Raw genomic sequence first — 20,137 nt, 5'->3', positions numbered from 1 at the left:
ATTATGGATATCAAAGATGAAAACATTATTGAAATAACAACTGAGCTTTCAAGCGAGTTTGAAGTAGCTAAAGAGCTAAGGAAATATCCTAAAGACACTGTTATTATAAAAAATGTAAAAGGATATGATTTGCCGATTATTTCCGGAATCTGCAATACAAGAGAAAAAATAGCTAAATCTATTAATTGTGAAGTAAGTGAAATTACTCAAAAAATCATAGAAGCCAGTGATAATCCAATTAAAGTAGATAAATTTACTGATTTTTCAGATTATAACACTACAGAAGCTAATTTAGATAAAATACCTATTTTAACACATTATAAAAGAGACGGTGGAAAGTATATTACTGCAGGTGTAGTATTTGCACGTGACCCTGAAACAGGTATTCAAAATGCATCAATTCACAGAATGCTTGTTTTAGATGATAAAAGACTGGTTATTAGGATTGTTCCAAGAAATCTCTACACATATTTCCAAAAAGCTCAAAAATTAGGCAAAGATTTGGAAATTGCAATAGCTATTGGAATGGATCCTGCAATTTTACTTGCAAGTACTACTTCAATCCCAATTGACTACAATGAAATGGATGTGGCCAATGCATTTAAAAACGGAGAATTGACCCTGATTAAATGCGGAGACCTGGAAGTTCCTCAAGCAGACATTATTTTGGAAGGTAAAATATCTGTAAGTGAAACTTCAGCTGAAGGTCCGTTTGTAGACTTAACCGATACTTATGACATTATTCGTGACCAGCCAATTATCAACTTAAGCAAAATGCATATTAAAAAGGACAATCCCCATTATCACGGAATCCTTCCTGCCGGATTTGAACATAAATTATTACAGGGCCTTCCTCAAGAACCTAGAATTTTCAAATCTGTTAAAAATGCAGTTCCAACTGTTGAAAATGTTGTTTTAACAGAAGGAGGGTGTTGCTGGTTACATGCAGCTATTTCCATTAACAAACAAACAGAAGGAGATGGAAAAAATGCAATTATGGCTGCACTGTCTGCACATCCTTCACTTAAACACGCTGTTGTTGTAGACACTGATGTAGATGTATTTGACCCACAGGATATTGAATATGCAATAGCTACCCGTGTAAAAGGAGACAGAGATTTAATGATTGTTCCTAATGTACGTGGATCTTCCCTTGACCCGGTAGCTGAAAGTGACGGTACAACAACAAAAATAGGTTTGGATGCCACCAAATCCTTAAAAACCCTAGATAAATTTGAAAGAGTTAGTTTCGGAGAGTAATTATGAATATTAAAAAATATAAGAATTATTTATTCTTATTACCTTTTATATTTTTATTTTTAATTTTATTGAATTGGCACCATTCGATTGGATTATCGATAGATGACTTATTTTTTTACACCATTCCCCAAGAAACAAATATTATGAGCTTTGTTATAGAAAGATATGATATTTGGAGCTCCAGAATACTGATTGAATATATTTTATGCCATATTTTACAATCCCCTCTTATACTTTGGTGGTATTTAGATAGCTTAATTTTCACATTTATTGCTGTACTGACTTATAAACTCATTAACGGTGAAAATAAGCTTTTTTATTCTACATTATCTTGCATATTATGTTTATCCTTCATATTTTCAAGTCATTATGCTTTAGGCTCAGCCGGATTTATTACAACAACCATTAATTATACTTGGCCATTGTTCAGTGGCTTGTTGGCCATATATATTTTAAAAAATCATGCTGCAAAGGATACCTGCAAAACAAAAAGAATATTGGCTTATATAATTTCAGTACTTTGTCTTATGTTTGCAGTAAATAACGAGCAGCTAGCTGTTATTTTACTCGGATTGTTTGTGCTGTATTATCTGCTTAACTACAAAACAAAAATCAATAAAAAATGTTATCTAATAGGAATTACATCAGTTATAGGAATTATTAATACTGTTATTTGTCCGGGAATTCATAAACGATATATTCTAGAACTAAGATGGTTTCCGGATTATTTGCAGCTGAATATATTAAATAAACTTAATATCGGATTTTCACACATTATAAATAGATGTGTTACCTGGTGTGATCTTACTACTTTAATTTTACTTGGAATTATTGCAATATGTGTTTATTTACTTACTAAAAATAAAAAACAAACCATAATCAGTTTAATCCCATTTATAATAGCTAGTGGATTTTGGATTCTTACCTTAACAGATAATCTAACACTTATTCAGATAATGAATGCAAATATTGTTCGCTATGGCTATGTTCCAATAAGCATTAAAAGAATGATTTTAAGCTTAACAATTTATGCAATTTTCATTATAGCATTTCTATACAGCCTATATTCAATATATAAAAATCAAAAAAGTGTTTTATGGCCGATATACAGCATAATGTTTGTTGGATTTGCTTCCACAATAATGTTTGGTTTTACTCCGTCAACCCCGTCAATGGAGAGAATGTACATATTTTTTTATTATGGAAATATGTTAGCTATTCTTATATTTATTAAACAAATTATAGAAAAAAGAATCAAAACATGATATTTAATTTTTTTCCACATTTCATACATTTTTTATTTTTATTTAAAACTTCTGTAGAATAGCTATTTCTTTTTAAAAGAGTTTCACCACAATTTGAACAGTAAGTATTTGTATCGCACTCCAAATTTCCAATATAAACATACTCAAGTCCACATTCATTAGCTATTTTTTTAGCTTCAAATAATTTGTCTTCAGATGTCGGTGCAATATCATTTAATTTATAGTATGGGAATGCTCTTGAAAAATGCAGTGGAACATTACAACCCAAATTATCAACAATGAAATTAGCTAATTTTGTAATTTCTTCTGCTGAATCATTGTAATCATTTATAATTAAATTTGTAATTTCTAAATGTTTATCTGCCTCATAAATTCGTTTTAAATTGTCCAAAACGATGTTTAAATCTGCTCCGCATATTTTTTTATAAAAATTTTGAGACATGGATTTCAAGTCTATATTGAACGCATCAACAAACTCTAAAATTTCACTCAGTGCCTGACTAGACATATACCCGTTACTTACATAGATAATTTTAAGATTTTTCCTCCTGCCAAGTAAAGAAGTTTTTTTGTTAAATGGTAAATGTATAGTAGGTTCATTATATGTCCATGCAATTGACTTACAACCTTGACTAATTGCATTTTCCACAATCGTTTCTGGAAGTATATTTAACCTATCAGAAATTTTATCAAATTCCTTTGAAATCATATAGTTCTGACAGTGCAGACAGCCCATATTACACCCAAAACCGCCTACAGAATATGTTAAAGTTCCCGGTAAAAAATGATACAATGGCTTTTTTTCAATAGGATCAGCATTTAAAGAAGAGACTATGCCAAAACTTTCATCAAATAACTCTCCATTAATATTTTTATGCTGTTTACAAATCCCATAAGCTCCATCTGCTATTTTACAATAATTGGCACAAATCTCACACCTTACCTTTCGTGACTTGGAACTTTTCTTAAAAAGATTGCTGCTAACTAACATAATGATCATATCCTCTGGAACTAATTTGTCTAACTGTAGAATCACTTAACCTGATTTCAACCTTTTTGGAATCCGTTACTTCACCAATAACCAGATATTTGAAATTTAACTTATGTAAATTTTTTTTATTTATCGTGAAAACAAGTTCAAAATCTTCACCAACATGCAAAAGCAAATCAAGATAATTAAGATTCAGCTCAGCAGCTAATGACTTAAATTCACCAGAAATATCTAACTTATCTTCATAAATCATGAATCCAATATCTTCCCTTTTCATTTCATAAAGTTCACTAGCTAAACCATCAGTAATATCAGTAGCTGAAGTTCCGCCAGAATTTTTAATATTGATTCCTTCTTTAATCTTAGCTATTGGTTCCAAAGCCTTTTTAGTGTAGATATTGTCATTTTCTAAATTAAAACCTAATGCTGCTAATCCGATTTTACCAGTTAAAACTACCAAATCCCCTTTTTCAGAAGTGTTTTTCATTAACGGATTATCACAAAGACCTAATGCAGTTCCAGATATTATAATTTCACTGGCTTCATTAGTATCTCCACCAATTAAACAAATACCATAATACTCACAGGCTTTTAGAACTCCTTTAATAATTTGTTTAAAATCATCAACTTCAAAATCTTTCGGAAGAGCTATTGACAATAGAAATCCTAAAGGAGTAGCACCCATAGCCGCCAAATCACTGACATTAACAGTTACGCTTTTAAAACCCATTTGAAAATAAGACATGTTTTCAGGAAAATGCTTTGATTGAATAAGCATGTCACAGGTGGAAATTAAGTTAGTATTAGCTATTGGAGTAACTGCAGTATCATCTGGAGTTATAGTTTTACAATTAGCCAGAATATACTTAATTAATTCCTTTTCACCAATATCTGAGACCTTTAAAGTCATGAATAATACTATAAGTTTTATAGATTAAATAAGTTTTTAAAAAAAAGTGCTTAAAATTATCTGAAGAATTAAAAAAAGTAAAAATTGTGGGAAAAATCCCACTTAATTAAGCTGTAACCTTAAGGGTGTTGTACACAGCAATATTCTGATACCAATAACTGCTTTGGATACCTGTGATTAACTGGTAGGACCCTACAGGTAAACCTATTTTAATCTTAGCTATTCCAGCATTATCAGAATATGATCCATATGCAACTCCATTGTAGATAAATAAAACTAACTGATTTACAATAGGTTTGCTGGATTTTTTATCTGTAATTTTAACTTTGTAGTAATCTCCTTTTTTAACTGTAGGAGTTAAAACAGATATTGAAGCTGTTAATTTATTTACAACAATTTTAGTTGAAACAAAAGAATCGTTCCAGTAAGAAGTACATATATAATTACCTGGATTTAATCTTATACCTAAATAAGCAGTACCGTTTTCATCAGTAATTTTAGTGTAAATCACACCATTAATATTAATTTTAACAGTCTGATTAGCTAAAGCTTTACCTTGACCGTCCAATACTTTAACTGTGTAATTTTTACCAGCTTGATACTCTACAGTCATGTCTTTTGCAACAAGTTTAGATAAAACTTCTATTTTGTTTGAGTTTTCTTCACCATTACTTGGATTGTAAACAGTTATAATATAACTGCCTGGAAGTAACCAAATGTTTAATCTGACAGTACCGTTTTCATCAGTGGTTTTGTTATAGAATACACCATTTACATTTAATTTAACAGTCTGATTAACTAAAGGAGTTCCATTACTATCTAAAACAACTGCAGAATAGTGAGTACCATTTCTGTAGTATTTTGTAACATCTTTTCCATTAATAGTGGATAAAACAGTGACATTGCTTGCTCTTGCTTCATTATTAATTGGATTATAAGCAGTTAATATGTAGTTGCCAGGATATAACCAAATGTTTAATCTAGCAGTACCGTTTTCATCAGTAGTTCTAGTATAGAAAACACCATTAATATTGAATTTAACAGTTTTATTAGCTAAAGCATTACCTTGACCGTCTATAAAAGTAGCATAATAATGAGTGCCGTTTTTATATAATTTAACAACATTGGATGGATTAATTGTTGAAATAACAGTTACATTATTTTTAACAGTTTCATTAGTAGCTAAATTTTTAGATTCCATAACATAGCTGCCCGGTGCAAGATTAATACCAATACTTGCCATACCGTTTTCATCAGTGGTTTTAGTATAAGATACACCGTTAATAACAAATACGATATTTTGATTAGCTAATGCTTTTCCGTTTTCATCTAAGAAAATAGCAGAAAATCTGGTACCATTTTTATAGAATAATGAAATATCTTCAGAAATTATAGTACTATTTTTATCTTCCGGTGTGGAATTAGTTCCATTATCACCAGTAGAAGCATTAGTGGAAGGAGCAGGTACATCCCCTCCAGTACTTGAATTTTGATTAGCATCATCTGAAATTGTAGGTTCAGATCCACTAATTACATCTGTAAAACTTTGTTCGGATACAATAACATTATTAGCATCATTTACAGCAACAGCATCATTACCATCAAAAGATTCAGCACTTACAGCTGAAAAAGATAATGCCGCTAATAATATTAAAGTAAATAAAAATATTTTATTAAACTTCATAATATCACAAAAAAATATCATTATTTCTTTCAATAATGTAATATAAATTATACATCTTATTATATATAAATGTTAATATCAAAAGTAGTTAAGCACCACCACAAGTGGTGATGATTAAGGAATTATAAATTTTGAGATACTCTATCTTTTATAATCTCATATAAACGAGTATCAATGCCTAAAGGGTCAGCTAAAACTATTTCGCCATCAAAATCAAATGTTTCTTCATCATCATGATCATGGTCATGATGGTGGTTATGGTGATGATGATGTCCGTGGTCATGATGATGCTCATGATGTCCGCCGGATATTTCAGATTCATCAAAATCATTTTCAATTCCTAATAATTTTGGAATATCCCTTCTTGTATGAAGTCCATGAGCTACAAATACAGGAACAACAATAATTTTTTCCAAATCATTTCCATTAGTTAATTTATTAATACTTTGAGGAATATTAGGTTCCCTCATTTCCATAAATCCATATTCAACAATAGCTTCAGGGAATTCTTCTTTATACATTTGTGTATATGCTTCAATTACTTTTTTACCTTGGTCTAATCTACTACCATGACTTAAAAGTAAAATTCCGGTTTTAGATAAATCACTAGTCATTATAATCACATAAAAAAAATTAATTAAAAAATACGGAAAATCTATAAAGCTTTTTCCATATTTTTTACTAAGATATCAATTAAAATATCATCTGAACCAATAGGTTCTGGATATAAAATTTCCCCTTCAAAATCAATCGCTTCCAAATCATGATGATGGTGATGATGATGATGCTCATGACCATGTTCATGACTGTGTGAATGTGAGTGTGAATGGGAATCAGCCTCTTTTAAACCCAAAATAGTTGGAATATCAGAAGTTGTATGAACTCCCGGAGCTATAAACACAGGTACAACAACTAATCTGTCAATTTCATTCTCATTAATAAGCTTGTTAATAGAAGTCGGAATGTTAGGTTCTACAAGTTCCATGAATCCAAAATTAGATGGATAATCAGTAGTTTCACTAAACTTCCTATAAACTTCACTTATAAACTCTTTATTATATTTTAATCTACTTCCATGAGAAACTAATAAAATTCCTGTTTTAGCATCACCATTTAACTTAGAATCAGCTAATGATTCATTAATCCTTTTATCAATAACTTCTAAAAGATTATCATCTGGTCCAATAGCCGGCAATAACTCAATATCTCCATCAAAATCAACATCCTCAGCAATAGATAAATAATGGTCATCAGGATAATTACCGTCAGGACATCTAGGATCAGTTTCCAGCGGACTTAACCCTAAAAGAGTTGGAATATCAATATTAGTATGAATTCCAGGAGCTAAAAATACAGGAATAGCTATTATTTTTTCAAGTTCTGGAACTTCTTCTTTTAAATTTTCAACAGCTCCAGCAATAGAAGGTTCGGCTACTTTCATGTAACCTACTTCTGTAGCAAATCCAGTAGCCTTGTTAAATTTATCTTTAATCTCGTTAAAGGTAACTTCTGCAAAAGGGAGACTACTTCCATGGCTTACTAATAGAATTGCAATCTTATTTTGTAACTCTAAATTTGAAACCATAGGAGATTACTCCATCCTCGCCATCTTCTCTAATTTTTCTAAAGACCATTTCAACAGGGTCTCCAATTTCAAGATTGTCAACATCACAGTCAACAAGTTGTGCAGTTAATTTAGCTCCTTCTTCTAACTCAATTACAGCAACAGCATAAGGTGCTACTTTTTTAAAGTCATCTGGAGCTGACCTAATTACAGAGTAAGTGAATATTTTTCCTTTACCACTGAATTGAAAAGGTTCAAGATCTCCTTTCCTCCTACAATTAGGACAAACTACACGAGATGGGAAGAATAATTCTCCACAAGTGTTACATTTGGAACCTATAAGATTATATCTTTGTTGTATATGACGCCATGTTCTAACAGTATCTGACATACAAATCCTCCATAATTTTAAAAAAATTTTTTATTACAGTATACTATCTACACAATAATATAAAAAAGTATTTTTTTTAATACTTAAAACTAAAAATTTAGAGATAATGTAATACTAATTAAAAATTCTCTGATTTTAAAAAATCAATTATATTAAGATGAATTATCCCATTAGCTGAAAAGTCAAATGAATCCATTGATATAACATACTTAGGATAGCTGTCAGATATTTTTTCTAATGATTTAAACTCTCTTTTTCTAGTATTTTCATCTAAAATAGATTGAGATACCTGAATGTATTTTATCTGATTAGCTTTCCTGCAAACAAAATCTACTTCCAAATCTTGGATTTTTCCTATTGTTATGGAATATCCTTGTCTTATTAATTCTAAAAACACAATATTTTCTAATAACTGACTCCAATTCCTTTGAGTGGACCCATTAAAAATAAAATAAAATCCGGAATCAACAAGATAATATTTATCAGATATTAATAGCTTCCTTTTTTGTTTAATATTTTCACGTTTAATTTGATAAAAAATAAAAGCATTTCTTGCATAATCCATATAATTAATTATTGTATGGGGAGTTGTTTTACGATTTTCATTTTTAATATATTTAGAAATAGAATTAGCTGAAAATAATTTACCAATATTAGAAATCATGAATTCCATTAATCTTTCAAGCAAATCTAAATCTTTTACTTTATTTTTATATAAAATATCATTTAAAACAATAGTAGAATATAAATCATATAAATATTTCTCTTTTTCTTCATTTTCATAATTTAATAAACCTGGAAATCCACCATAACTTAAATACTGTTCAAATAATTTAATTTCATCAATTTTTTCATGCATTTCATCATAATATTGAATTAACTCTTTAAATGAAAATGGAAGCATATTTATTGAAATATATCTTCCAGAAATTAAAGTAGCTAGTTCTCCGGATAATAATTGTGAATTAGATCCAGTAATATAAATATCACATTCCAAATCAACTCTATAAGAATTTAGAGAAACTTCCCAGTTTTTTACTTTCTGAATTTCATCAAATAATAAATAAATTTTCCCATTTAAATTATTTGTCTTTGAAAAAATAAATTCATCTAAATCATCATCATTTCTAATATTTTTATATTTTGAAGATTCAAATGACATATAAATAATATTTTCACTAGCTATTCCTCTGTTTTCTAATTCATCGATGATTTGTTTTAATAAAACTGTTTTACCACAACGACGAACTCCAGTTATAACTTTAATATCTTCTGTGTCTATTAATTTAACAATCTTTTCTAAATAAAATTTACGTTTAATCAATTAGACCACCTTCAGTTATTTAATATTTAACATTATTGTAATATTTAAATTTATGTTTTATAAAACATAAAATTATAAAAAATTAAAATTTATGTTTTGTAAAAAAAGAAAAATTATTATATCTAATTGTTTCTGAAATTAAGTTATTTTTCAAAATAAAATCGGTTAGATATGTTTTATAATTCCAATTAAAAAACATATTTTCACTTTTTCACATTGGTGCACTTGAAAAAATAATTTATAAATTGGAAGTTAAATTTCAAGTGATGAAATATTTAAAAATAGACTCTAAAGGAAATATAATAACTGGAACAACTGTGATTTTAATAGCTTCTCTAATATTAATTCTAATTTTTGTTTTAACAAGTATGTATACTTTAGAAAATGAAAATACTGATTCAATAGCTAATGATAATCTAAAATATATTGTTAATGATTATAATAGAAATTTAGAGGTTTTATCCCGTGATTCAATAGCTGAAGTTACAGAAGAAGTTTACCACGGGAAATATATTTTCAGTTCTGAAAGAGAAATTAAAAAAGTCTTAAATAAAAAATTAGATGATAAAAACAAGGAATATGAAAAAAAATACGGTGTTTCAATATCTTCTAATGTCCTATCCATCAAAAACACAGATGACCCCATTAATCTAGAAGTTACAACTCATTTAAAGATTTCAAAAAATAAGGACAGATTTTCAGGTAATTTAAAAAGCATAACCTCTGTTGAAGGCTTAAAAGACCCCCTACCTTATGCCATTTTAACTCCATATAGCGGAATTTGGCATGACGATAAAAAAATCCATTATGGAACTACTTTAACCACCTATTTAACTGCACATGGCATCGATAAGCCAGAAGGTTATTTAGGTGCAACTAGTCCTTTAATAATAAAAAAATGCCCATATGACCCTTATATTCACCATGGTGACGGAGATACCCTGCAAAACTGCTTAAAAAATGGTTATTTTCATGAAAGTGCTGACGGCAGCTGTTATTTATGTAGACTTGAGGGAAAAGGAATATGTCCCCACTATGGATTTGAAGTCTTTATTGTTCCGCACTGCGTAGGTGTTGAATATTCTGTTTCCGGATCGGACCATGTCGTATTTCATGACAGATATCCAGGCCATAAAATAAATCCCGAAGATCCAACTGAACTATTTTTAGATGTTGCTCACAGAACTAAATATGGAGTATTAGTATAATGAATGAAAAGGGAAGTATTTCAACTGAAATATTGGTTGTGTTGGTTGTTATTTTATTAATAATTGGTATAACAGCTAAATTTAGTGAAATTACATTAGATAAACTAGCTACATCAACAGAAAATGAAAATATTGAATTATTGCTTTCTCAAAGTGCAGATAACTTAATTAATAATCCGGGAACTCCAAATTGGGAAAAATATTTAGCAGGTACCCCAGGATTAGCTATTTCAAATGAAAATGAAGCTATTATTCCAAATAGTATTTCTTATGATAAATTTTTAATTTTAGGTAAAAATTATAGAAAACTAGTTGACAAGAATCTTTTTGATTCAAAAATTAAAACTTCAATGGAAGTCATCCCTAAAGAGAGCAGTATTTCAAGTGTAAAAATTGGTTCACCAGATGACGGAAAAAACGTTTACAGTGTAAACAGAATGGTTAAATGTGATTTTTATAAAAAATACGTTGTAAAAGATTTTCAAACAAAAGGAAAATGCAATCATAACCACAAGGATGGCTATAGCTGCAATTATTTCAAGATATATAGAAATTACTTAAGAAGCAATGATTATTATTTATTAATTGACAAAGATTCAGCAGATAACTTAAAATGGTGTATGGACAATACCAGAATAAAACTACCTGTTGTAGAAAGTGTTACAAGCAATAAAATATATTTAAATAATAGAATAAACCTAGAATTTCCAATAGTCGATTTTAGTTCAATAATGTTTATCCATTTTAATAAAAAAGATGTCAAAGCCCTTTTAGTTTCTGTTCCAAAAGATTTTGATAAATCAAAACTGGATTATGATTATTTTAGAACAAATAACTGTGAATTTATCCTGAAAGGGTGGTATTAAATAAAAATAACTGCAGTAATAATTAATGACACAGAAATAAGTATTAAACTGGATATTGCATCTGTAATACTTGTTGAAATTGGAATTAAAATATTATCCGGATCATATCCATTATCATATGAAACAATTGAAATATAATAGACCAAAATCAACATAATAGGGATTAAAATAAATCCTGCAATTGAACTTATCAATATTATTTTATCAAAGCCAATACCAACTATATTTAAGAAAACAGATGATGATTCTGCAAGAATTCCTATAAATGGATACATTATAAGAGCCAACAATAATATAATTGCAAAATTATGTACAGATTCACCTTCAGGTCTTTTAAGAGGTTCTATAAGACCTGAATGTATACCTGAAGATAGTCTTGCTGATAAAATACTTACTAAACCACCGCTTTCTCCTGAAAATAAAGGCACTAATGTAAGTAATGTTGGATTTGTAAGTAATGTTTCAAGTGAACTGTTAAGAATTCCTCCTGCAGATACTCCTAAAACAGAACATACTAATAAAACTGGTGTAGACTGTTTTATAATCACCTTATTTTCTTCTGAATAGTTGTAACAGTATACAAAACTGAATAATACAAGTGGAATTACTATTATAAAGACTATCAACTCTAAATATACAACTGATTTTAGAGCAGAGATTATAAAAAGAGCCACTACAATAGCAGGCAATGTAAATAAATCTCCAACAGCAGCAACTAATGGAGTTGTAACATTATCCGGATCCCAACCACGTTCAAAACTTCTAAATGAAATAAACATTGTAACTGGAAGCATTATAACTATAGAAATTACTCCAGCTATTAAGCTAATTAAAATAAAATCTACAATATCCATTGACGGAAAACCGAATATTACACAGATAACTTTAGCAATGATAGCTAAAAATAAGGATAAAAATAAAGTCAACACAAATGAAGAGAAAATATTATTAATTAACTCTTCAGAACGGTTAAATTTAGGATCTATTATACCAATATGTAATGCTGTGGATAATCTGGATGCAAAAGAACCAAAAATGTTTCCCCTCATTCCTATAGCTCCAGGAATAATAACCAATAGTCCAGGAAAAGTTTCAAGAAAAATATCCATTCTTCCAAGAACTATACCTGCAACTAAATCTCCACAGGCACAGATTAACAAAGCTATAAGACTTTCTTTTAAAATATTATTATGTTCTTTTAGAAATGATGAAAAGGTAGAATAAGGATGTCGAATCATCTTCTGTTTCATAAATATCACTACCTCTCATCATTTTAACCACTTGTTTATTTAATAAAAATAAATTAATCTTCGTCTTCTTCCAATTCATCAGGAATATCTTCTAGAGAACATGTTGCTGATGCAAGTTTTTCTAAAAGATCAGCACCCGCTTCAGTACCTTTTAAAAGTAAAGTATCATCTGGAAGTATTAATGTATTCTTATCCGGACCATATATCCATGAATCTCCACGTCTAATAGCTATAACTCTCATTCCAGTACGATTTACTAAAAGTAATTCCCCTAAAGTTTTATTAGCTAAATCTGAATCCAATTCTACAGAAACTCTGACAATCATCTTATCAGATTCAGACATTACCATTTTAAATACAGGATGTGGTTTGAATCCTGTAATTACTAAATCAGCTAAATCTTTAGCAGCATTAGCTATACTTTCAGCAGCTTCAGCCACCTCAAGCAATGCAGTTAATTTCTCAGCGTCTTCATAAGAACGCGCTGCAACTAGCGATTCTTTCTTAATTTCATAATTCATTGAATTTACTTTATTTTCAAGTTTCAAAACTTCTTCAGCTGCATCTTTACTATTAAATAAAACAGCTGAATAAGCTAAATCAACCATCAATTCCGACATATTTTTCATTTCAATTAAAATATTTTTAATTGACATTCCCACTACCTCTAAAGATCATATGGATTATTTTTTAATAAACAAGCTCTTCTAAGTTTTAATAACGTTTTTTTCTTAGCTTTTAAATCATCTACTTCCTCTAAAAGTTCTTCCAAAGGTTTTCTTAAACAATCTACAGCTTCTTTTTCATGAACCCACATGCATTCCTTACAATTCCAGACACCTTTGCCTTTTATCCATTGCCCTCCAGTAGAACTGTCTCCACATGGATAAAACGGACAGTAACAAAAATCACAGTACTGACCTTCATAATGACATGGATAAAACTCACATTCCCTATTTGGTCCGTGAGAAATTTCCCCATTTAAAAATTTCTCATAATGGTCACTGGAAAGAGGATGTATTTTAGATTTAATCACATATCCTCTTGGAGTAATTAACTTATCCTCTTGCATGTAAGTTAAATCATTTCCAACAATTAAAGTACAAGACATATTGACCATGTCTTCAGTCAAATCCTTAATTTTGACAATAGTCTCTTTTGCAGGTTCATAAGTACTATCTACAATTCCAATTAATGCATTTTCACCTTTAATTTTTAAAACAGTTTTTATAAACCTTCTAAAAGGTTCTTTACGTGTTTTACTAATAGGATTGTAAATTGCTATAACTAAATTAGCTTTCAGAGCAAACTCTAATTTTTTTTCTATTTCAGATAAAGGAGTTAAAATATTACTTAAACTAATGTTTGCATAATCGTTTAAAGGAGCTCCAAGTTTATCTGCCGCATAATTAGCTGCAGATACTCCAGGATAAACTTTAACATCAATATCTTCATCATACCTGCTGATTATCTGATATAAAACATTTGCCATTCCAAAGACACCAGGATCCCCGGAACTTATTAATGAAACTGTTTGGCCAGATAAACTTTTATCAATAGCTAGTTGAGCTCTAGCTATTTCATCACCCATTCCTTTTTTTATAATTTCTTTATCAGAAACCAAATCGGAGATTTGAGCTACATACTTTTTATACCCTACAATAACATCAGATTCTTTAATAGCTCTAACTGCTCCTAAAGTCATGTTCTCTCTATTTTGACCAATTCCAATTACATTAATCATATAACCATCTCAGTATAATTTTAAAATAGATTGTATAGTGATAGAATCAACATCAACAACTAAACTTCCACCCTTAAATGTTGCATTACCCTCAGCTACAATTTTATATGATGGGTCCTGACTAATTACAATCTGTGAAGAATTGGAAGACGGTGATGCATAACCTAAAGCTTCAATAGTTACATTTAACTCTTCATTATCTTTGTCATCATAAGTTGTGACATTCATTGAATCTACATTAACTCCATCTACCTTTGATAAATCCTCCAGTGATTGAGCCACATCCCTTTTATTAGTGATGTTTACAACAGTTGGATCTTTAACTAAAACATTATTAACATTGTCAGAATTAAAAATACCTGTGATTTTTGAAATCTGCATATCTATTAATCCCTCAATGTCAGGAGCTTCTGCAGCAACAATAGTATATGAACTAAAGAGTCCTATTTCAAAAAATACTACAAATAGTACAACAACTAGTATTATTCTAAGTGCTTTTGCCATTTTATCACATTACTTTTTATCTCTGTATAAAACAGAAATATTAATGATTTAATTATATTTCTAATGTATAATAAAAGTAACTACTAATATTTAATCAATACAAAAAAAATTTTTAATGCAAATAAAAATTCAAAATCCAAATTCTCAAAGTTTATTAATATAGAAAATAAAAATTTTAATTAATATGACTAATAAAATTTTATTAAAATTTGCAAAAAAGGGAATTAACCTATCACCAGAGGCTTATAAAAAAGTTCTTGAAGCTGAAAATCCTCTAGATTTTACCTCTTCATTAATTGTTAAATTAAAAGGAGGTGATTTTAAATCTAAAGATTTAGTTTCAGTTAGCGGTCAAACTGTTGATGAAATAATGAGAAATAGCACAATTGAAAAATCAACAACAAGACCTCAATTAACACAAAAAGAAACTAAAAAACCTACTGTAGAACCTAAACCTAAAGAAGAAACTAAAAAACCTACTGTAGAACCTAAACCTAAAGAAGAAACTAAAAAACCTACTGTAGAACCTAAACCTAAAGAAGAAACTAAAAAACCATCCAGCATTAGTGATTTTAAAAAAGAATCTGATGTTAAAGAAAAATACGTTAACAAGGAAAATGCAGAAGCTTTAGAAACTGTAGAAAATAAAAAAGTCAAATTTAAAAGGAATTTAACAAAAACAAATGTAGAATATGACTTTAAAATCATACAGGACACAAGTAAAAAATCATACACAAGTGGAGAACTTGAAAACTTAATTGCTTATTTCCAAAGCAGATATGAAAAATTAGCTAATATTCTGGTTAAAAGACCGGAACTTAAAAATTACACAAAAGTAGCTGATATTGAAGAAGGTCAAAGTAATTTAAGCCTTATTTTAATGGTTAGGGAAATCAGATCCACTAAAAATGGCCATAAACTTATTGAATTTGAAGATGATACAGGAACTATTCCAATACTATTTTCAAATAAAAATGAAGAAGTCTTTAAAGAAGCTGAAAAACTAGTTAAAGATGAAGTTATCGGTGTTCTTGCTGATAAAAATGGTGATTTGGCTATCGGAAATGAAATTATAAATCCTGGAGTTATGAGAATACCTAAAAAAGAAATGGATTTCAGTATTGTATTCTTATCTGATGTTCACATAGGAAGTTTAACCTTTTTGGAAGATGCATTTACTAGATTTATAGACTGGATTAATTGTGAATTTGGAAATGAAGAACAAGTAAAAATAGCTGAAAGTGTTAAATATCTTGTTATTGGTGGAGATATTGTAGATGGTATTGGTGTATATCCAAATCAGGAAAAAGAACTGGCTATTAAAGACATTACTCAGCAATACAATGAAGCAGCCAGATTTTTAGGAAACATTAGAAGTGATATTAAAATTATTATTGCTCCTGGAAACCACGATGCATCTAGAGTGGCAGAACCTCAACCTGCAGTACCTGAAGAGTATGCAAAAGCTTTATATGAACTTGATAATGTAGAATTTATAAGTAACCCTGGTGTTGTCTCTTTAGACGGTATTAATGTTTTAATTTACCACGGACGTAGTTTTGACGATTTGGTAATGGCAGTTAAAGAGTTTACCCATGAGAAAAACGATTTGTTAATGGAAGAATTACTTAAAAAAAGACATTTAGCTCCAATTTACGGAGAAAGAACTCCGCTTGCTTCAGAACTTGAAGATTATTTAGTAATTGATGAAGTTCCAGATGTCTTCCATACAGGGCATGTTCACATTAACACCCATAAAAAATACAATGGTATTCATTTAATTAATTCTGGAACATTTCAGACTCAGACAGAGTTCCAGAAAATTTATAATATTGAACCAACCCCTGCTGAAGTCCCTGTACTTTACAAAGGGAAATATAAATGTTTAAAGTTCATTTAAAAATTTTTATAAATAAGAACAAGTTAAAATAATATTAAGTTTAGGTGAAAAAATGGAAAAAAATATTGAAGAAATTATTAATGTTTCAGATTATCTTTATAAAAATAAACTTGTTGCTGGAAAAGCCGGAAATGTTAGTGCTAGATTTAAAGGTGAAGATGATGATGTAATTGCTATTACACCTACTTTAAAATCATTATATGAATTAAATGAAGAAGATATTGTTTTAGTGGATTTAGAAGGCAATTTATTAACAAAAGGTAAACCTTCTTCTGAAGTTGATCTTCATTTAGAAATTTATAAAAAAAGAAGCGACGTAAATGGTATTGTCCATACTCATTCACCGTATGCAACAGGATTTGCATTTTCTTCAAAAAGAATTAAAAGACATGAAGGTTTCGGAGCTATTAACACTCCATTTTTAGAAGATATTGAATATGAAGCTCCAGGAAGTATGAAACTAGCTAAAAGTGCATCAAAAGCTATTGGTGATGAAGATGTTTTAATCTTAAAACAGCATGGTGTTTTATGTGTTGGTGACAGTTTAAAAGAAGCTACTTTACTTGCAACTTTCGTTGAAGAAACAGCTAAAACACAGTTTATAACTTATATGTTGAATTCAACTGAAGATTTAATATGAATCTTCCTGTGAAGATTCATTTTCTTTTCCAGAATCAACATAATCAGTTATAATATCTAAAATTAAACCAGATAAAGAAGTATCTTTATCAATAGCTATTTTTTTTAATTCTTTTTTCAAATCTACAGGCATATTTATAGTTGTTTTACTTATATCAGACATAATTATATAATTGTTTATCATATTTTATATATTTTTTTCTATACTGAAATTTACCAAAAAATATTTAAAGATTAATATAATAATATAATTTTAATATACTAATTTTTTAAATATATATTATTTTGGAGGGGAAATTTTATGTCTAATCAAACAATCGATGAAGTATCAGAAATATTGGAATATATTATGGAGAACAATACAGTTCCACGTAACATAAGAGAAGCAGCACAGGAATCTAACAATTTATTAAAAGATGAATCCCAAGATCAGTCTGTAAAAGTAAGTACTGTTTTAACTAAATTAGATGAAATTAGTAATGATCCTAACATACCAGTTCATGCAAGAACTTTAATCTGGGAAGTCCTTTCTAAATTAGAATCCATCTAATTTTTTTTAATCTTTTTTAGAAACAGCTAAAGCTATTGTAACACCATCAAAAGCTGTTTTTTTATAAATTAATTTTGAATCAAAGCCTGCTGTAATTAAAGCAGAAGCTTCAGACACACTGCCAACACCAAATTTAGATTTTACAAATTCGGATTCATGTATATCCTCTGATTTGAATAAAGTCAGTTTGTCCATTTCAACAAAATTAACTGGAATATTTAACATTTTACTTAAATCCAAAATACCTGTTTCTTCTTTCTTAATTTCACCTGAAGCTAGTTTAGATAATCTTTTTTTAGAAATATTTAAATCATCAAGTGCTTTATCAAGACCTGTTAAAATGTCTTCTTTGGATTTTCCGCGTCTGCAGCCAATACCGACAACAATATCTTCAATTTTCATTATCAGTTTATGATTTTTATATAAGACATGTATTTCATCTGTATTTATGGAACTGGTAAATTCAATTGAAACATCAATTTCAAGTGTATTTTCATTTAAATAATCAAATAAAAAATCATAGTTTTCTTTACTGTTGACTCTGAATATTATTTCTTCATTGTTTAAAATAGCTTTATTAAAGTATACGATTTCTTTTGGATTTTTAACTGTCAAATATAAATCTTTAGCTATTACATCAACACCTAACTTTTTGTTGACATCAGTTGCAGTTGTAATGACTTCTGTTGCATTTAACATGTTAGCTACTTTTGATGTAAGTTTATTAGCACCTCCCAGATGACCGGATAATGTACTGATTACAAAATTAGCATTTTCATCAATGTTTAAAATAGCAGGACCACAAACCTTTGATTTGATTAATGGTGCAATACTTCTAATTAAAATTCCAGAAGCCATAATAGCTATAATTGCATCATATTCATAAAATAATAATTTGAAAGTGTTTTTAACATCCTTATAATAAATATCAGTGTTGATGATAGTTGAATCTTTATCCAGATGTTCCTTTAATAATAAAGATAGTTCATAACCTTTTTTTGAAACAGATATAATAGCTATTTTCATAATATCACATATAATATAATTATAAATAAAATTATTGTAACAGTAAATAAAAATATTGCTAATTTTGATAATTTAACAGCACGGCCTATGTCGCTTGTTTCAATATTTTTGTTATTATCTCCTAAAATGTATGTATCCAATTTAATCAATTGTATATTTAAAGCTCCTGCAGCTGAAGCCATTGTAAAACCTGAATTTGGACTTGGACAGTTTCTGGCATCTCTTTTTAATATTTTATAGCTGTTTTTATAATCAAAATTCAGACAGAATGCAGATAAAACAACAAACAAACCAGCTATTCTTGACGGAATATAATTTAAAATATCATCTATTTTAGCAGGAACAAAACCAATATCAATCAATTCATCAGTTTCATAACCGACCATTGCATCAAGTGTGTTGAATATCCTGTAATTAAATGGAATTAAAATTAAAATAACAAAAACAGCATATGAATCAGTAAAAATTCCAATAATGCTGATTATCATAAAATAAAATACAGGTGAAATATATGAATCAGTGATATTTTCAGTTAAGCTTTCAATAGTAGCTGAAACAATATGTTCTTTGGTTAACTCATCAGTATTTCTGCTTACTAAATAGGAAACTGCCTGTCTTGCTTTATCAATATCTTCTTTTAAATCTGTTTCAACATCACTAGCAGTGTCTAATAACATTCTAATAGAAAAAGTAGAAGATAATATTAAAGTAAATAATATATAAAAAATAATTATATTAAATGAAAATAAATAAAATAATATAATTAATAATACACTTGAAACAATACATGTAGACAATGTTAAAAATAAACCAGACCATCTGTTTTTTATTTTAATAAATATGTTTTTAAAAAATGATATTATTGATCCTATAAATACAACAGGATGAATTTTAGTGGGAAGCTCTCCATAAATTATATCAAGAAAAATAGCTGAAAATAATGATAATAATATAAATATTAATATATTATATGTAGAATTAATACTATTAATAGATAATAATATATTGAAATTATTTATTAAATCAAAATTATAAAACATTATTTAATATATAATTTTAAA

General features: G+C 28.7%; 21 protein-coding genes. 7 read left to right on the top strand and 14 right to left on the bottom strand.

Going from position 1 to position 20,137, the window contains the following annotated elements:
* Window positions 1-3 precede the first annotated feature (3 nt).
* Window positions 4-1,260 (top strand): UbiD family decarboxylase, encoded by a 1,257-nt coding sequence (locus MSM_RS06495; RefSeq protein WP_011954410.1) that lies wholly within the window; start codon window positions 4-6, stop codon window positions 1,258-1,260.
* Window positions 1,261-1,262: 2 nt separating this feature from the next.
* Complete coding sequence (locus MSM_RS06490) at window positions 1,263-2,525, top strand: DUF6056 family protein (protein WP_011954409.1); 1,263 nt, start codon at window positions 1,263-1,265, stop codon at window positions 2,523-2,525.
* Here MSM_RS06490 and amrS read toward each other — a convergent pair.
* The 7 genes from amrS to MSM_RS06455 all read right to left on the bottom strand — a co-directional run bounded on the left by amrS (window position 2,515) and on the right by MSM_RS06455 (window position 9,389).
* Window positions 2,515-3,516: an AmmeMemoRadiSam system radical SAM enzyme gene (gene amrS / locus MSM_RS06485; RefSeq protein ID WP_011954408.1), complete on the bottom strand. Its 1,002-nt coding sequence runs from the start codon at window positions 3,514-3,516 to the stop codon at window positions 2,515-2,517. The genes MSM_RS06490 and amrS overlap by 11 nt on opposite strands.
* Window positions 3,506-4,426, bottom strand: coding sequence for a thiamine-phosphate kinase (thiL, locus tag MSM_RS06480; RefSeq protein WP_011954407.1), 921 nt, complete (start codon window positions 4,424-4,426; stop codon window positions 3,506-3,508). Before thiL ends, amrS begins: the two co-directional genes overlap by 11 nt.
* A gap of 106 nt (window positions 4,427-4,532) precedes the next feature.
* On the bottom strand, window positions 4,533-6,110 hold the full coding sequence (locus MSM_RS06475; RefSeq protein ID WP_048058628.1) for an adhesin: 1,578 nt from the start codon (window positions 6,108-6,110) through the stop codon (window positions 4,533-4,535).
* 122 nt (window positions 6,111-6,232) lie between these two features.
* Window positions 6,233-6,724 carry a sirohydrochlorin nickelochelatase gene (gene cfbA, locus MSM_RS06470; RefSeq protein ID WP_011954405.1) on the bottom strand — a complete coding sequence of 164 codons (492 nt, stop codon included), beginning with the start codon at window positions 6,722-6,724 and terminating at the stop codon, window positions 6,233-6,235.
* A gap of 41 nt (window positions 6,725-6,765) precedes the next feature.
* On the bottom strand, window positions 6,766-7,695 hold the full coding sequence (cfbA, locus tag MSM_RS06465) for a sirohydrochlorin nickelochelatase (protein WP_011954404.1): 930 nt from the start codon (window positions 7,693-7,695) through the stop codon (window positions 6,766-6,768).
* The gene (locus MSM_RS06460) at window positions 7,667-8,065 is read right to left on the bottom strand and encodes a Zn-ribbon domain-containing OB-fold protein (RefSeq protein WP_004032642.1); all 399 of its coding nucleotides are present in this window, start codon (window positions 8,063-8,065) and stop codon (window positions 7,667-7,669) included. The genes cfbA (MSM_RS06465) and MSM_RS06460 overlap by 29 nt, the downstream gene beginning before the upstream one ends.
* Before the next feature lie 118 nt (window positions 8,066-8,183).
* Window positions 8,184-9,389 carry an ATP-binding protein gene (locus MSM_RS06455; RefSeq protein WP_011954403.1) on the bottom strand — a complete coding sequence of 402 codons (1,206 nt, stop codon included), beginning with the start codon at window positions 9,387-9,389 and terminating at the stop codon, window positions 8,184-8,186.
* Between the two features lie 266 nt (window positions 9,390-9,655).
* Between MSM_RS06455 and MSM_RS06450 the strand changes: the two genes are divergently transcribed.
* Together MSM_RS06450 and MSM_RS06445 are read left to right on the top strand one after the other, a co-directional pair.
* Window positions 9,656-10,597, top strand: a complete 942-nt coding sequence (locus MSM_RS06450) for a hypothetical protein (RefSeq protein WP_004036163.1) — start codon at window positions 9,656-9,658, stop codon at window positions 10,595-10,597.
* Window positions 10,597-11,463 carry a hypothetical protein gene (locus MSM_RS06445; protein ID WP_011954402.1) on the top strand — a complete coding sequence of 289 codons (867 nt, stop codon included), beginning with the start codon at window positions 10,597-10,599 and terminating at the stop codon, window positions 11,461-11,463. The genes MSM_RS06450 and MSM_RS06445 overlap by 1 nt, the downstream gene beginning before the upstream one ends.
* On the opposite strand, the gene MSM_RS06440 is transcribed toward MSM_RS06445, so the two are convergent.
* From MSM_RS06440 to MSM_RS06425, 4 genes are read right to left on the bottom strand one after another with little or no spacing between them, the layout of a single operon-like run.
* Window positions 11,460-12,713: a magnesium transporter gene (locus tag MSM_RS06440; RefSeq protein ID WP_011954401.1), complete on the bottom strand. Its 1,254-nt coding sequence runs from the start codon at window positions 12,711-12,713 to the stop codon at window positions 11,460-11,462. The two genes, MSM_RS06445 and MSM_RS06440, sit on opposite strands and share 4 nt — an antisense overlap.
* A 53-nt stretch (window positions 12,714-12,766) precedes the next feature.
* On the bottom strand, window positions 12,767-13,369 hold the full coding sequence (locus MSM_RS06435; protein ID WP_004032647.1) for a potassium channel family protein: 603 nt from the start codon (window positions 13,367-13,369) through the stop codon (window positions 12,767-12,769).
* Window positions 13,370-13,380: 11 nt separating this feature from the next.
* Window positions 13,381-14,457, bottom strand: coding sequence for a precorrin-3B C(17)-methyltransferase (gene cobJ, locus MSM_RS06430; protein ID WP_011954400.1), 1,077 nt, complete (start codon window positions 14,455-14,457; stop codon window positions 13,381-13,383).
* A 9-nt stretch (window positions 14,458-14,466) separates the two neighbouring features.
* Entirely contained in the window at window positions 14,467-14,961 is a 495-nt protein-coding gene (locus MSM_RS06425; protein ID WP_011954399.1) for a hypothetical protein, read from the bottom strand.
* A 184-nt stretch (window positions 14,962-15,145) separates the two neighbouring features.
* Here MSM_RS06425 and MSM_RS06420 point away from each other — a divergent pair, with 184 nt between their 5' ends.
* Together MSM_RS06420 and MSM_RS06415 are read left to right on the top strand one after the other, a co-directional pair.
* Window positions 15,146-16,861: a DNA-directed DNA polymerase II small subunit gene (locus MSM_RS06420; RefSeq protein WP_004032650.1), complete on the top strand. Its 1,716-nt coding sequence runs from the start codon at window positions 15,146-15,148 to the stop codon at window positions 16,859-16,861.
* 52 nt (window positions 16,862-16,913) lie between these two features.
* Window positions 16,914-17,501, top strand: a complete 588-nt coding sequence (locus MSM_RS06415) for a class II aldolase/adducin family protein (RefSeq protein WP_011954398.1) — start codon at window positions 16,914-16,916, stop codon at window positions 17,499-17,501.
* On the opposite strand, the gene MSM_RS06410 is transcribed toward MSM_RS06415, so the two are convergent.
* Window positions 17,493-17,684: a hypothetical protein gene (locus MSM_RS06410; RefSeq protein WP_004032652.1), complete on the bottom strand. Its 192-nt coding sequence runs from the start codon at window positions 17,682-17,684 to the stop codon at window positions 17,493-17,495. The two genes, MSM_RS06415 and MSM_RS06410, sit on opposite strands and share 9 nt — an antisense overlap.
* Before the next feature lie 117 nt (window positions 17,685-17,801).
* Between MSM_RS06410 and MSM_RS06405 the strand changes: the two genes are divergently transcribed.
* Window positions 17,802-18,050 (top strand): UPF0147 family protein, encoded by a 249-nt coding sequence (locus MSM_RS06405; protein WP_004032653.1) that lies wholly within the window; start codon window positions 17,802-17,804, stop codon window positions 18,048-18,050.
* Window positions 18,051-18,056: 6 nt separating this feature from the next.
* Here the strand turns inward: MSM_RS06405 and MSM_RS06400 are convergent, their stop codons facing one another.
* Together MSM_RS06400 and MSM_RS06395 are read right to left on the bottom strand one after the other, a co-directional pair.
* Window positions 18,057-19,076 carry a cobalt-precorrin 5A hydrolase gene (locus MSM_RS06400; RefSeq protein ID WP_011954397.1) on the bottom strand — a complete coding sequence of 340 codons (1,020 nt, stop codon included), beginning with the start codon at window positions 19,074-19,076 and terminating at the stop codon, window positions 18,057-18,059.
* Window positions 19,073-20,116, bottom strand: coding sequence for a cobalamin biosynthesis protein (locus MSM_RS06395; protein ID WP_011954396.1), 1,044 nt, complete (start codon window positions 20,114-20,116; stop codon window positions 19,073-19,075). The genes MSM_RS06400 and MSM_RS06395 overlap by 4 nt, the downstream gene beginning before the upstream one ends.
* Window positions 20,117-20,137 lie beyond the last annotated feature (21 nt).

Source organism: Methanobrevibacter smithii ATCC 35061 (genome assembly GCF_000016525.1).
GTDB classification, from domain to species: domain Archaea; phylum Methanobacteriota; class Methanobacteria; order Methanobacteriales; family Methanobacteriaceae; genus Methanocatella; species Methanocatella smithii.
The sequence above is the reverse complement of the archived record's forward strand: the minus strand, read 5'-3'. Positions and strand labels throughout refer to the sequence as shown.